Origin of the sequence: Micromonospora sp. A200 (genome assembly GCF_029893845.1) — a bacterium.
In the GTDB taxonomy this organism is placed as follows: domain Bacteria; phylum Actinomycetota; class Actinomycetes; order Mycobacteriales; family Micromonosporaceae; genus Micromonospora; species Micromonospora purpureochromogenes.
The window spans coordinates 1-13,749 of record NZ_JARXXY010000047.1 but is presented as its reverse complement, the minus strand read 5'-3'; the positions used below and the strand labels follow the sequence as shown (position 1 = coordinate 13,749).

Sequence of the window (13,749 nt, the reverse complement as noted above, 5' to 3'; positions counted from 1 at the left end):
CAGCACGGCCAGCACGATCAGGGTCGTCAGGGGTGGGGGAGCCAGATGCGCCAGCCGTCCACCGTCGTCACCTGCCGTGCCGGGGGTGGGGAGCGGTCGAGGCCGCGGGCGAGGGGGGAGCCGACCGGGGCGACGTAGGCCGGGGCCGGTGACTCGCGGACCGCGCGGGGGTAGGCGGGCAGCCGGTCGAAGCCGGGGCGCAGCGTCTCGTCGAGCACCGCGCAGACGATCCCCTCGCCGGTGGCGTAGGTGAGCCGGTTGCAGGTCCAGTACTCGCCGTACACGTGGCGGACGCCCCGCTCGCGCAGCGCTTCCACCAGCGCGCGGTGCCGCTGCGCCTCCGCCCGGTTCGTGGGCACGGTGGCCAGCGCGCCCGCGGTGGCGACCGTGGCGGTGCCGAGCAGAGCGACCAGCGCGCCGACGGCCGCGAGTCGCGGGAGGTCGACCCGACCGCGTCGCCGCGCCACGGTCCACAGCGGCCAGAGCAGCGCCGGGAGCGAAATGGCCAGGCAGGACAGGTAGCGGGAACTCTCCACCGGGGTCCGCCCGGCGGCGCTGCTCACCGTGTACGCCGCCAGCGTGCCCACCGCCCCGGCCAGCAGCGCGAGCCGGACCGCCGCGCCGGCCCGCACCGCCCGACCGTCGTCAGCCCGCACCGCCCGCACGCCGTCGACGCGCACCGTCCGCCAGGCCGACAGCCCCGCCAGCACCAGCAGCACCGGCAGGGCGAGCGCCCACCAGAGCTGCCAGGTCGCGCAGTGCCCCGGGGAGCAGAGGCCCATGCCCAGCGCCGGCCCGAGCACCAGCCCGCCGTGCAGCCGGTCCGCCCAGCTCGCCACCGCGTCCCCGCCGCCGGCCGTGACGGCCGCGGCGAGCGGGTTGTGGCCGTGCGCCAGGCCGTACCCGAGCAGTGGCGCCGCCCCCACCAGCGCGGCCCCGGCCAGCAGGACGCCGTGGCGCCCGCGCAGGTCCCGTCCGGTCATCGTGACGAGCACCGCCCCGAGCGCCAGCACGTACGGCAGCAGCAGCGGGTCGACCCAGACGATCAGCCCGGCGAGGCAGCCGAAGCCGGCGAAGCGCCACCGGCGTCCCGCCGGCCGTCCGGCGACCAGGTCGAGGGTCAGCAGGGCAAGGCCCGCCCCGATCGGGTTCAGCTCGGGATAGCCGCCCCCGGCGATGAGCTGGTTCTTGACGATCCGGTCCGCGCCCAGCGCCAGCAGCCCGACCACCAGCAGCGCGAACCAGCGGTCCCCGCCGAGGCGGCGGGTCAGCCGCCAGCTCAGCAGCAGGAAGAGCGCGTACAGGGCGAGCAGCGGCAGCCGCAGCGCGAGCACGGAGGGCCCGGCCAGCGCGACCAGCGGCGCGGCCAGGTACGCCTCCAGCGCACCCATGTACGCCTGCCCGTAGAAGAAGACCGGGAAGTCCTCGCCCCGGGCGATGTGCAGCGCGGCGAGCCCCATGGTCGCCTCGTCGCTGTTGGTGCGCGGGGTGTCCCCGAGCAGCAACGCGAGCCGGTACCCCACCCCGGCCAGGCCGACCAGCAGGGCGAGCGCCACCGGCGCGGGCCATCGGGGCGCGCGCGGGCGGGTGTCGTCGCGCGCCGCCTGGCGTACCCCGGTGGTCATGCCTGCGATCATGGCATCCGGACCGGGGCCGGCGGCCGGTGACGCGGCCGTCGGCCGGCCTCAGCCAGCGGCGGTGACGCCCTCGCGGGCCTCCAGCGCCTGCTTGTAGAGCCGCCCGGCCCGGTACGACGAGCGCACCAGCGGCCCGCTCATCACGCCGGCGAAGCCGATCTCCTCGGCCTCCTCGCGCAGCTCGACGAACTCCTCCGGCTTGACCCAGCGGGTGACCGGGTGGTGCCGGGGGGAGGGGCGCAGGTACTGGGTGATGGTGATCAGCTCGCAGCCCGCCTCGTGCAGGTCGCGCAGCGCCTGGGAGACCTCGGCCCGCTCCTCGCCCATGCCCAGGATCAGGTTGCTCTTGGTGACCAGGCCGTCGGCGCGGGCCTGGCGGATCACGTCCAGCGAGCGCTCGTAGCGGAACGCCGGCCGGATCCGCTTGAAGATCCGCGGCACCGTCTCGACGTTGTGCGCCAGCACCTCGGGGCGGGAGCTGAACACCTCGGCGAGCTGCTCGGGGACCGCGTTGAAGTCGGGGATCAGCAGCTCGACGCCGCAGCCGGACTGCAGGGCGTGGATCTGCCGGACCGTCTCGGCGTAGAGCCAGGCCCCGCCGTCGGGCAGGTCGTCGCGGGCGACGCCGGTGATGGTGGCGTAGCGCAGCCCCATCGCGGCGACCGACTCGGCGACCCGACGCGGCTCGTCGGCGTCGAACTCGGCCGGCTTGCCCGTGTCGATCTGGCAGAAGTCGCAGCGCCGGGTGCACTGGTCACCGCCGATGAGGAAGGTGGCCTCGCGGTCCTCCCAGCACTCGTAGATGTTGGGGCAGCCGGCCTCCTGGCAGACGGTGTGCAGCCCCTCGCGCGAGACCAGGCCGCGCAGCTGGGTGTACTCCGGGCCCATCTTGGCCTTGACCTTGATCCACGGCGGCTTGCGCTCGATCGGCGTCTCGGCGTTGCGGGCCTCGATGCGCAGCAGCCGCCGCCCCTCAGGTGCGGCAGTCGCGGTGCGGCCGGCCTGCTCGGTCGTCGGCGTGGAGTGCTCGATCGTCACGAAACCGAGACTACGCCCGGCGGTGGCGGTCGATGAACCGCGGGCGACCGGCGTCACGCCGCAGATGTTGTGACACCGGACACCGGGGGCCGAAAAACCACGTCACACCGGTCCCGGGAGTGGTGCTAGCGTCTGCCGCAGAGCTGTGACGGAGCCGAGTAGGGCCCCGACCCGCCAGTGCAGAGAGCCGCCGGATGCTGGAAGGCGGTCTGGCGCCGGGGCGCGAAGACCTTCCTGAGCTGCGGGAAGAACGGCGTTCGCGCCCAGTAGAGCCCGCCCGGCCGGCCCCGGTGAAAAGGCGACGAACGAGGCCCCCGCCCGCGGGGGCGAAGGTGTGGTGGCACCGCGAGGTTCCCGCTCGCCCACACCTCCCTGGGATCGCGTTGCGATCGATCGAGGAGGTACCACCGTGCAACGCATCCTCTCCACCCAGCTCCCCGCCCAGGTGGGCGAGACCGTCCGGATCGCCGGCTGGGTCCACCGCCGCCGACTGCTCAAGTCGGTGGCCTTCCTGATCGTGCGGGACGCCGCCGGCCTGAGCCAGGTCGTGGTCACCGACCCGGCCGTCCGTGCCACGCTGGAGAAGCTCACCGAGGAGACGGTCGTCGAGGTCACCGCCACGGTGGTGGCGAACCCGACGGCGCCCGCCGGGGTCGAGCTGACCGACCCGACGGTACGACCACTCGGCCCGGCCGCCGTGCCGCCGCCGTTCGACCTGTACCGGCCGACGCTGACCGCGACCCTGCCCACCCAGCTCGACCACGCGCCCACCGCGCTGCGGCACCCGACCCGCTCGGCGGCGCTGCGGATCTCGGCGGCGGCGGTGGCCGGGTTCCGGGCCACCCTCGACGCCCGTGACTTCGTGGAGATCCACACCCCGAAGGTGGTGGGCTCGTCCACCGAGAGCGGGGCGAACGTCTTCGCGCTGGACTGGTTCGGCCGGCCGGCGTACCTGGCGCAGTCGCCGCAGTTCTACAAGCAGCTGATGGTGGGCGTCTTCGAGCGGGTCTACGAGGTCGGCCCGGTGTTCCGGGCCGAGCCGCACGACACCGTCCGGCACCTGGCCCAGTACACCTCGCTCGACGTGGAGCTGGGCTTCGTCGCCGACCACCGGGACGTGATGGCCGTGCTGCGCGCCACCCTCGCCGGGATGCTGGCCGGCGTGGCGGACCGGGCCGGCGCGGCGGTGGCGACACTCGGCATCGGGCTGCCCGAGGTACCGGCCGAGATCCCCGCGGTGCACTTCACCGAGGCGTTGCGGATCGCCGGCGCGCCGGCCGACGAGCCGGACCTCGCCCCCGCCCACGAGCGGGCGCTGGGGGAGTGGGCGCGGGCCGAGCACGGCTCGGACTTCCTCTTCGTCACCGGGTACCCGATGGCGAAGCGGCCCTTCTACACCCACCCGGACCCGCGGCGGCCGGCGTACTCCAACGGCTTCGACCTGCTCTTCCGGGGGATGGAGCTGGTGACCGGCGGGCAGCGGCTGCACCGCTACGAGGACTACCTGGCGGCGCTGGCCGCGCGCGGGGAGCCGGTCGAGCCGTACGCCGGCTACGTCGACGCGTTCCGGCACGGCATGCCCCCGCACGGCGGCTTCGCCATCGGCCTGGAACGCTTCGTCGCCCGGCTGACCGGCGCCGCCAACGTCCGCGAGGTCACCGCCTTCCCCCGCGACCTGCACCGCCTCACCCCCTGACGGGTCCCCGCCCCGGCCCGGTCCGTACCGGGCCGGGGCGGGGCGGGGTCAGGTGTGCGGGCGGAGTCTGGCGCGCAGGGTGCGGCGGGCCAGCGGTCCGAGGTCCTCGACGACCTCGATGAGGACGGCGAGGCGTTCCAGGGCGTCGAACGCGTCGTGGGCGCCGGCCGGGTCGACGCCCTCGAAGAGTTCCAGCCCGACGAAGGCGGCGGAGATGGCGCGGGCCAGCCCGGCCGGGTCGGCGACCGGGGCGACCGGCGAGTCGCGCAGCAGCCGGCGCAGCACCGTCTCGATCTCGGCCGTCCAGAGCCCGAGCGCGGCGGCCGTGGCCTGCGCGAGCGTCGGATCGGTCTGCGCCCCGGCCAGCAGCTGGGCCAGCACGGCCACGTTGCCCGCGGAGCGTTCCTGCTCGTGCAGGGCGCGCCCGAGGTCGAGCAGCTCGCGCAGCGATCCGACGTCGGCGAACCGGTCCCGGTAGACCGCCACCCGGGCCGCCGTCGCGCTGCGGCACGCCTCGGCGAGCAGCGCGTCGACGGTGCCGAAGTGGTAGAAGACCAGGGCCTGGTTGACCCCGGCGGCCGCGGCGATCGTGCGGGCCGAGGCGCCGGCGATGCCGTGGGACCGGATCGCCGCGAGCGCCCCGTCGATCAGCTTCTGCCGGGTGGCGGCCATGGTGATCCTCTCCGTCAGTCCCGGGGATTCTCTCGCAGCGGCCGCACGGCGGCGGGCACCGGAGCCCCGTCCGGCGGCACATAGTCGACGGTGAAGCTGCCCGTGTACCCGAACAGCGGCCCGAAGCGGCGGTTGGTGACCCGTACCTCGATGTGGAACCGCCCGGTCCGGTCGTCGTACCACTCGCGCAGGTGGGCCTCGCCGCTGAGCGCCGGCGGGCAGGGCAGCCCGCCGCGGAAGCGCTGGGCGCCGCTGCGGATCGTCAGCGCCCCGGCGGCGTCGACGCCGAGGTGCAGGTCGACCGCGAGGTGCTGGTGGGTGCCCAGGTAGTCCACCAGGACGCCGCGCCGAGGGCTCCACACCATCGTGGCGTCGAATCGGCGGCGGCGGTGCGCGGCGACCTCGAAGGTACGCACGAAGGTCAGCGTCGGGCGGCGGTACGAGTCGGTGTAGGCGTAGTTCTCGATGGTGAACGGCACGCCGGTGCCGGTCTCCGGGAACAGCACGTGCCGCAGGGTGCCCAGCCGCAGGAACGGCGCGGTGAAGGCGGCGCCGCGCCAGACCCGGTCCATCACGCCGGTGCCCACACAGCCCAGGTCGGTACGGCCGTCGACGCCGAAGCGGCGCCGCAGTCGGGGGTGCAGCCGGTCGAAGTCGGCGCCCAGGGCGCGCTGGAAGACGGAGGTCACAGCTGCTCCAGCAGCGACGGCGGCCGGGCGGCGAGGCGGTCCGCCGGCCGGCGTCGGCACCGGCGGGCGGCCGGGGTGTGCGGGTGGGGCGGCACCGCCAGCGCGACCGCCGCCGTGGCGAGCACCGTGCCGGCGAGGCCCGCGCCTCCCGCGCCCAGCCGGGCTGCCAGCGCGCCGACGCAGGCCACCGCGAGCGCCCGCAGGGCCACCTCCCGCCACGCCTGCCGCCGGGCGCGCTCGGGCGGTACGCCCCGTTCCAGCCAGAGCCGCAGCCGGTCGAACGACCACGCGGTCGCCCAGCCGAACAGCGGCCGGAAGGCGAGATCGGCCAGCCGTCCGGCGAGTCCCCAGCGCGGGTCGTACGTGTAGCCGGTCAGGAACCGCACGCCGTCCGGCCCGGGCAGGTAGCGCCAGTACCCGGATCCGGTGGCGATCAGCGAACGCGGGTCGTCGGAGCCGAAGCGCAACGCCGACGTGCGGGTGCCGTCCGGGCGGTGCTGCTCACCGGCGTGCGTGCCGTGGCCGGCGATCCGCACGCCGGGCAGCACGGTGGTGGCGTACCGGAACCGGGCGGGGGTGCTGCCCGGCACCGGGTCGATCCGGCCGAACCGCGCGTCCCAGCGGCGGTGCGTCGCCGGGTCCTGGGTCGCCTGCCAGAGCCGTTCCACCGGCGCGTCGATCAGTGTCTCCACGTAGATGCCCCGCACGTCAGCCTCCCTTTTGAGCGGTCGCTCAACGAACGGTATCGGTGTTTGAGCGAACGCTCAATCCCGCGCATGGGGGAGCGTGGCGGCGCGTCCCACCACCGACAACTTGCATTGTCTTGACAAGAAATATTGTCGGTGAGAGGCTGTGGGCATGTTCGACATCGCAGTGATCGAGGATCCGGCCGCCGCCGAGGCGTCGCTGGACCCGGTACGCGCCCGGCTGCTCGCCGCGCTCGCCGAGCCGGCCTCGGCGACGATGCTCGCGGCCCGGGTCGGGCTGGCCCGCCAGAAGGTCAACTACCACCTTCGGGCGCTGGAGCAGCACGGCCTGATCGAGCTGGTCGAGGAGCGCCGCAAGGGCAACGTGACCGAGCGGGTCATGCGCGCCACCGCGGCGTCGTACGTCATCTCGCCGGCCGCCCTCGCCGCGGTGCGCCCGGACCCGGCCCAGGCGCCTGACCGGCTCTCCGCGCGGTGGCTGCTGGCGCTCGCCGCCCGGCTCGTCCAGGACGTCGGCGCGCTGATCACCGGCGCGGACCGGGCCGGGAAGCGGGTCGCCACCTTCGCCGTGGACGCCGACGTCCGGTTCGCCTCGGCGACCGACCGGGCCGCGTTCGCCGACGAGTTGGCGGCCGCCGTCGCCGCCCTGGTCGGCCGGTACCACGACGAGCAGGCCCCCGGGGGCCGGCGGCACCGGGTGGTCCTCGCCCTGCACCCCAGCGTCGACCTTTCGACCGGCGCCGCCGAGGACTCCTGACGGTCACCCCGGCCCGCGCCCGCTGAATTTCCGCTCGACGACCCACTCCGCGCACCACACAGAGAGAGGCACCACCATGGGACACCCGTTCGAACTCGGCAAGGACATCGCGCTGCCCGGCACGCCGGAGCAGGTGTGGGCGGCGATCGCGACCGGTCCGGGCATCGACTCCTGGTTCATGGGTCGCAGCGAGGTCGAGCCCCGCGAGGGCGGCCGGACCCGGTTCACCATGGCCGGTGAGGTCGCCGAGTCGACCGTGACGGCCTGGGAGCCCGGTAAGCGGTTCGCGTACCGGAGCGACCCGGGGCCGGACGGCACCTTCATGGCCATCGAGTACCTGATCGAGGGCCGCGAGCAGGGCGGCACCGTGCTGCGGCTGGTGCAGAGCGGCGTCCTCGGGGACAAGTGGGAGACCGAGTACGAGGCCATGCGGACCGGTTGGGACATGTACCTGGAGACGCTCGCGGCGTACCTGGCGCACTTCGCCGGCCGGGCCGGCACCCCGGTCGCGGCGTTCCGGCCCGGGGCGGGCGAACCGGATGAGGTCTGGGCGGCCGTGGCCGGCGCGTTCGGGCTCACCGGCCCGGTCACCGGGGGTGAGCCGGTCCGGCTCGAGCTGCCCGGGCTGCCGCCGGTCGACGGCGTGGTCGACCTCGTCGGCCTGCCGACGTACTTCGGCGTACGGACCTCGGACGCGCTCTACCGGTTCCTGCACTCCGGCACGGACCGGGGCAACGTCCTGGTGCTCGGGCACCACCTCTTCGCCGCCGACCCGGCCCCGGCCCGCGCCGAACAGGCCTGGCAGGACTGGCTGACCCGGCTGCCGATCGGCTGACCGGGGTCGGGCCCAGGTCGGGCCCGGGGCCGCCTCGTCCGCGTCAGCTGCCCGGGATCGGCTGCCCCGCTCGTGGGCGCCACCCGGGCGGCGGGTCCTCACCGGTCAGCCCGTCCACCGCCTCGCGGAGCAGGTCGGCGTGCCCGGTGTGCCGGCCGTACTCCTCGATCAGGTCGCAGACGAGCCGGCGCAGGCTGGCCCGGGTGCCGTCGGGGGCGGAGGCGTGGACGAGCTGGTCGAGCCCGCCGTCGGCGAGGGCCGCCGCCAGCCGCGCGCGGGACCGGGCGACGGCACCGTCCCAGAGCGCGTAGAGCTCGTCCGGGCTGTCGGCGGCGGCGGAGGTGAACGGCCAGGCCTCGCTGTCCCAGGCGGCAAGGTCCCACGGTGGTCCCAGCGGCGCGCCGCTCAGCCGGACGGTGAACATGTGGTCCTCCACGACGGCGAGGTGCTTGAGCAGGCCGCCGAGGGTCAGCGCGGAGGCGCCGACCCGGGCCCGCAGCCCGGCCGCGTCGAGGTCGTCGGCCTTCCAGCGGAAAGTGGTACGCAGGCGGTCCAGCGCGCCGACCAGGTGCGCGACCTCGGTGCCCGCGAGGGGTGGCTCCCAGGGGGTGTCGTTGTCCGTCATCGCACCACCGTAGAGCGGGGGTGCGACCGTCGGACGGCGCGCGTCCAGGGCCTGTGTCAAAGTCCTCGTCGAGCCGAGGCGGAGTCCAGGCGGCGATCCGGCAAGGCGGAGATTGGTCCGGATACCGGTGTTGTATCCGGACCAATCTCCAACGCAGGCGGTCGTCGTCTGGGCCCGCCGCAGGCCGGCCAGGGGCTTTGACACAGGCCCTACGCGGGGCCGAGCAGATCCCAGCGATTGCCGGCGATGTCGCGGAAGACGGCGACCCGCCCGTACGGCTCGGTGCGCGGCGGCCGCACGAACTCGACGCCCGCGTCGACCATCCGCCGGTGCACCGCGTCGAAGTCGTCGACCTGGAGGAAGAAGCCGACCCGGCCGGCGACCTGGTCGCCGACCGCGCGCTCCTGGCGCTCGCCGTCGGCGCGGGCGAGCAGCAGGCCGGTCTGCGCCCCGGGCGGGCGGACGACGACCCAGCGCTTGGGGCGCCCGTCGGTGGTCAGCGAGGGAAAGTCCTCGACCAGGTCGAAGCCGAGCACCTCGGTGAAGAAGGCGATCGCCGGGTCGTACTCGGCGACGACGACGGTGACGAGATCGACGTGCACGCGGCTCAGCCGAGCAGGGTGGGCAGGCGACGCTCGACCACCGGGAGGACGTCGGCGACGCTGACCGGTCGGCCCAGCTCGGCGGTGAGCGAGGTGACCCCGGCGTCCCGGATGCCGCAGGGCACGATCCGGTCGAAGTACGTCAGGTCGCAGTCGCAGTTGATCGAGAAGCCGTGCAGGGTCACCCCACGGGCCACCCGGATGCCGATGGCGGCCACCTTGCGGGCCGGACCCCGGTCGTCCTCGGGCACCCAGACGCCGCTGCGCCCCTCGACCCGGCCGGCGGCCAGCCCGAACTCGGCGCAGACGTCGATCAGCAGCTGCTCGGTGCGGCGTACGTAGGCGACCACGTCCACCGGGTCCGGCAGGCGCAGGATCGGGTAGCCGACGAGCTGGCCCGGCCCGTGCCAGGTGATCTTGCCGCCCCGGTCCACGTCGACGACCGGGGTGCCGTCCATCGGGCGGTCCCACGGCTCGGTGCGCTTGCCGGCGGTGTAGACGCTCGGGTGCTCCAGCAGCAGCACGGTGTCGCCGCGCTCACCCGCCACCACCGACTCGTGGAGGCGGCGCTGTTCGTCCCAGGCGGCCTGGTAGTCGAGCAGGCCGGCGCGGACGGCCGTCAGGCCGGAAGTCGTCGCGGTCACCTCACCAGCCTAGACCCGCACCCGGAACTCACCGGGGGTGAGCCTCGTCGCGTCGGGCGGCGGGAACCTCCCAGAGCCAGACGTCGTCGACCCGCCGCGGGGGACCGAGCAGGGCCGTCGCGGTACGGCGCAGGGCGTCCTCGTCGAGGTCGTACTTGGCCCCGTGCACCTCGTCCGGCAGCACCACCGCCTCGACGCCCCAGTACCGCAGGTCGGCCAGGCAGAGCTGGATGCTGCCCTCGGTGACGATCGGCACCAGGCCGGTGCGGCCGGCCTGGTCCATCAGCGTGTCGAAGGTGCGCGGCGGCGGGCCGATCCGGCCCCGGCCGTCAGGGCCGCCGGGGCCGAGGAAGAAGCCGGCCGGGATGCGGAACTCGCCCTGCCGGTGCGCCAGCGCGTACGCCTGCCAGCGCTGCCCGTCCGGCGTCACGTCCAGGGTCAGCGGCAGCGGGGTGAGCACCCCGCCGGGCGAGACGTGCTGCCGCCAGGTCCCGGCCGTGATGAATTCCGGCACCGGCGGCCGGGCGCTGGTCGCCAGCGGCGTGGGCAGCAGCGGCACCAGCGCGACCGCGAAGCCGGCAGCCCACGCCGCCGCCACGCGCCGTCGCCGGGGCGGGTCGGCCCGGAGCTGGTCGACGGTGTACGCCAGCAGCAGGCCGATCACCGGCGCGACCACCAGCGCCAGCCGGGACGGCAGCGCGGCGTTGACCACCGGCAGCCCGTCCAGCAGGCCGAACGGCAGCAGCTGGTCGGTGCGCCGCCCGGCCCACTTCGCCAGCGAGCCCCAGGAGAGCACCGAGAAGAGCGCGGCGGTGACGCCCAGCGCGGCCAGCGTGGCCCGGCGGCCCGGGTCGGCCCGCCGCCACAGCGCCACGAAGCAGGCCACAGCGAGCAGCAGCAGCGGCAGTCCGAAGAAGGAGTTCTCCTCGGTCGGGTTGGGTGCCAGGTTGGTGCCCAGGCCCGCCGCGCCGGCCAGCGAGCGCTGCGGGTACGCCCCGAACGCGGCGATGTCCTCGGAGTGGATCACGGCGTCGAAACCGGTGCCGTGGAAGCGCTGCGGCCCGGCGAAGTGCAGCCAGAGCGGGTACGCCAGCAGCGCCCCGGCCACCAGCGCGGTCACGCCGAGCCCGCGCAGGAAGGTGGGCAGCGCCGCGCGCGCCTCGGCCCGCCGGGCCGGGTGCAGCGCCCAGACGGCGAGGAAGACGGCGAGCGCCAGCGCGGTGAAGAAGAGCCCCTCGGCGGCGATCGAGAAGGCGACCGCCACCAGCACGCCGAGCACGATCCCGCCGCGCAGCCAGCGCCCGGGCCGGCGCAGCGCGAACACCCCCCAGGTCAGCAGCGGCACCAGCCAGCCGGCGGTCCAGTTCAGGTGCGCGTTGGCGTGCGAGACCATGCCGGGGGAGTAGGCGATGAACAGCGCCCCGACGCCGGCGGCCAGCCGGCTGCGGACCAGGTGCCGGGAGAGCAGCCAGTACCAGGCCAGCGCGGTGGCGACCAGGTTGAGGGTGAGGATCACCAGGAACGTCGCCGGGGGCCCGATCAGGTACGTCAGCGGGGCGAAGACCGCCGCGTAGACGGTGATCGAGGTGTTGACCGCGAGGTTCACCCCGTCCGGGACGTTGACCAGGTGGGTGAAGAACGGGTTCTCCCCGTGGGTCAGCGCGTGCCCGCCGAAGGCGAGCAGCCACTCGAAGAGCGCCTGGTCGCTGGAGTTGACCGTGATCGCCCGGCTGTTCGGGTCGCGCCAGAGGCCGCTGGTCACCCAGACGGCCAGCGCCACGGCGGCCAGCACCACGCTCAGATCGGCCCGGCGACCTTGGCCGGTGGCGGGTGCGGCGGCGGGCGGCTGGTCGGCGGCCAGGGTCGGGGAGGTCGGCACGGAGCGGACGTTACCAACCGGATCTGGCGGCACCGCTCAGACACGAAAGCCGGTCGGGCGCAGAATCTTGATTCCTTGTTGGAAATGACTTCCAATTGCAGGAGTCGCGCCATCGCGCAGATCGCGCGTCAGTGCGCAGATCGGAGGAGCACCATGTCTCTCGACGTACCCACCGCCCTGTTGGAGCGGGCCGAGGCCGGCCGGGTGGACGACGAGGAGTTCGTCGACTGTGTCCGGCGGTCCCTGCCGTACGCCTGGTCGGTGGTCGCCGACGTCGCCGCGCGCGCGGCCGGCGGTGGCCGGATGGCCGAGCACGCCGTGCCGCCGCCGTCGGAGGTCGAGCGCGGGCAGTTGCTGCGCGCGCTGGCCAGCGACGCCATCCGGGGCGGGCTGGAGCGGCACTTCAACGTGACGCTGGCCTTCCAGAACTGTCACCGGGTGGCGGCCTTCCCGCCGGCGCTGGTCGGCGGCGACACCCACCGGCAGTTCGTCTCGCCGCTGGCGCAGATCCGTAACCAGAGCCCGGAGCTGCGCAACTGCTGAGGGGTCGGGTCGGGGGTCCGGGCTGCCGGGCCCCCGACCGCCACATCGGCAACGACGAATGTGTGAGCGGCGACCATGTCGCTGGTCTGAAACACGGACGTAACGTCTCGGCAACTCGGGGGTGACCCAGTTCACACGCCGCAACAGGAGGTCGCCGTGCACCGTTCCCCATCCGTCCTCGCCCGGCTCGCCGGGGCGCTGGCCGGGGCCGTCGTCGCCGCGGCCGCCCTGGTCGCGGTCGCCGTGCCCGCCCAGGCCGCCACGCTGACCCAGGTCACCGGCTTCGGCTCGAACCCGGGCAACCTCGCCATGTACGCCTACCGCCCGGACGGGCTGCCGGCCAACGCGCCGGCCGTGGTGCTGCTGCACGGCTGCACCCAGAACGCCGCCGGCTACTTCGCCAACTCCGGCTGGCAGAAGTACGCCGACCAGTGGAAGTTCGCCCTGATCGTGCCCCAGCAGTCCAGCGCCAACCAGCCGCTGAGCTGCTTCAACTGGTTCGTCGAGGGGGACATCAGCCGGGGCCAGGGCGAGGCGCTGTCGATCAAGCAGATGGTCGACCACGCCAGGACCAACTACGGCCTCGACGGCAATCGGATCTTCGTCAGCGGGCTGTCCGCCGGCGGGGCGATGACCTCGGTCATGCTGGCCACCTACCCGGACGTCTTCGCCGCCGGCTCGGTCATCGCCGGGCTGCCGTACCGCTGCTCGCCGCCGGCGTCGACCAACACCTGCCAGTACTCCGGGGTGGACAAGAGCCCGGCGGCCTGGGGCGACCTGGTCCGCAACGCCTACTCCGGCTACACCGGCCGCCGCCCCCGGGTCGCCATCTGGCACGGCACCTCGGACACCACGGTGGTGCCGATGAACGCCACCGAGTCCCGCGACCAGTGGACCAACGTGCTCGGTGTGTCACAGACCCCGAGCAGCACCGCGTCGCTGACCGGCGGCACCAGCCTGGAGGTGTACGGCAACGACGCCGTCCGGCTCTACCGGGTCTCCGGCATGGGCCACGGCACGCCGGTCGACCCCGGCTCGGCCGCCGACCAGTGCGGCACCGCGACCTCGTACTTCCTGGACACCATCTGCTCGACCTACCGGGACGCCCTCTTCTTCGGCCTCGGCGGCGGCGTCACCCCCACCCCCACCGCGACCGCGTCACCGACCCCGACCACCGCCCCCACCTGCGTCACCGCCAGCAACTACGCCCACGTGACCGCCGGCCGCGCCTACCAGTCCGGCGGCTACGCCTACGCCCTCGGCAGCAACCAGCGGATGGGCCTCTACAACACCTTCAACACCAGCACCCTCAAGCAGACCGCCCCCTCCTACTGGATCATCGGCTGCTGACCCCCCGTCCCCACCCCGTGGAGGGCTGGAGTTTTTTAGCGCGCCCCCCCCGGGGCGGGGGGGCTCCAACAGATT

At 74.4% G+C, this 13,749-nt stretch carries 14 protein-coding genes; 5 read left to right on the top strand and 9 right to left on the bottom strand.

Annotated elements, in window-relative coordinates:
• Nucleotides 1–26: 26 nt before the first annotated feature.
• The gene (locus tag M2302_RS29625) at nt 27–1,625 is read right to left on the bottom strand and encodes a hypothetical protein (protein ID WP_280841113.1); all 1,599 of its coding nucleotides are present in this window, start codon (nt 1,623–1,625) and stop codon (nt 27–29) included.
• A 60-nt stretch (nt 1,626–1,685) separates the two neighbouring features.
• Nucleotides 1,686–2,675: a lipoyl synthase gene (gene lipA, locus M2302_RS29620; RefSeq protein ID WP_088960998.1), complete on the bottom strand. Its 990-nt coding sequence runs from the start codon at nt 2,673–2,675 to the stop codon at nt 1,686–1,688.
• A gap of 409 nt (nt 2,676–3,084) precedes the next feature.
• Here lipA and aspS point away from each other — a divergent pair, with 409 nt between their 5' ends.
• Entirely contained in the window at nt 3,085–4,371 is a 1,287-nt protein-coding gene (aspS, locus tag M2302_RS29615) for an aspartate--tRNA(Asn) ligase (RefSeq protein WP_280841112.1), read from the top strand.
• Nucleotides 4,372–4,419: 48 nt separating this feature from the next.
• Here the strand turns inward: aspS and M2302_RS29610 are convergent, their stop codons facing one another.
• Genes M2302_RS29610 through M2302_RS29600 form a run of 3 tightly spaced genes read right to left on the bottom strand, consistent with a single transcriptional unit; the run spans nt 4,420 to nt 6,439 of the window.
• Complete coding sequence (locus M2302_RS29610; RefSeq protein WP_280841111.1) at nt 4,420–5,043, bottom strand: TetR/AcrR family transcriptional regulator; 624 nt, start codon at nt 5,041–5,043, stop codon at nt 4,420–4,422.
• Between the two features lie 14 nt (nt 5,044–5,057).
• Complete coding sequence (locus M2302_RS29605) at nt 5,058–5,732, bottom strand: DUF4166 domain-containing protein (RefSeq protein ID WP_280841110.1); 675 nt, start codon at nt 5,730–5,732, stop codon at nt 5,058–5,060.
• Entirely contained in the window at nt 5,729–6,439 is a 711-nt protein-coding gene (locus M2302_RS29600; RefSeq protein WP_280841109.1) for an SRPBCC family protein, read from the bottom strand. Before M2302_RS29600 ends, M2302_RS29605 begins: the two co-directional genes overlap by 4 nt.
• A 151-nt stretch (nt 6,440–6,590) precedes the next feature.
• Between M2302_RS29600 and M2302_RS29595 the strand changes: the two genes are divergently transcribed.
• A complete protein-coding gene (locus tag M2302_RS29595) occupies nt 6,591–7,196 on the top strand; it encodes a helix-turn-helix domain-containing protein (RefSeq protein WP_280841108.1) in 606 nt (201 codons plus the stop codon).
• Between the two features lie 76 nt (nt 7,197–7,272).
• On the top strand, nt 7,273–8,031 hold the full coding sequence (locus tag M2302_RS29590; protein WP_280841107.1) for an SRPBCC domain-containing protein: 759 nt from the start codon (nt 7,273–7,275) through the stop codon (nt 8,029–8,031).
• Between the two features lie 43 nt (nt 8,032–8,074).
• Here the strand turns inward: M2302_RS29590 and M2302_RS29585 are convergent, their stop codons facing one another.
• The 4 genes from M2302_RS29585 to M2302_RS29570 all read right to left on the bottom strand — a co-directional run bounded on the left by M2302_RS29585 (nt 8,075) and on the right by M2302_RS29570 (nt 11,781).
• Nucleotides 8,075–8,656: a DUF664 domain-containing protein gene (locus M2302_RS29585; RefSeq protein WP_154943995.1), complete on the bottom strand. Its 582-nt coding sequence runs from the start codon at nt 8,654–8,656 to the stop codon at nt 8,075–8,077.
• Nucleotides 8,657–8,865: 209 nt separating this feature from the next.
• On the bottom strand, nt 8,866–9,258 hold the full coding sequence (locus M2302_RS29580) for a VOC family protein (protein WP_280841106.1): 393 nt from the start codon (nt 9,256–9,258) through the stop codon (nt 8,866–8,868).
• A 5-nt stretch (nt 9,259–9,263) separates the two neighbouring features.
• A complete protein-coding gene (gene lipB, locus M2302_RS29575) occupies nt 9,264–9,902 on the bottom strand; it encodes a lipoyl(octanoyl) transferase LipB (protein WP_154943993.1) in 639 nt (212 codons plus the stop codon).
• Between the two features lie 28 nt (nt 9,903–9,930).
• On the bottom strand, nt 9,931–11,781 hold the full coding sequence (locus M2302_RS29570) for a DUF2079 domain-containing protein (RefSeq protein WP_280841105.1): 1,851 nt from the start codon (nt 11,779–11,781) through the stop codon (nt 9,931–9,933).
• A gap of 153 nt (nt 11,782–11,934) precedes the next feature.
• Here M2302_RS29570 and M2302_RS29565 point away from each other — a divergent pair, with 153 nt between their 5' ends.
• Entirely contained in the window at nt 11,935–12,324 is a 390-nt protein-coding gene (locus M2302_RS29565) for an SCO5389 family protein (RefSeq protein ID WP_280841104.1), read from the top strand.
• A 156-nt stretch (nt 12,325–12,480) separates the two neighbouring features.
• Complete coding sequence (locus M2302_RS29560) at nt 12,481–13,674, top strand: PHB depolymerase family esterase (protein ID WP_280841103.1); 1,194 nt, start codon at nt 12,481–12,483, stop codon at nt 13,672–13,674.
• Nucleotides 13,675–13,749 lie beyond the last annotated feature (75 nt).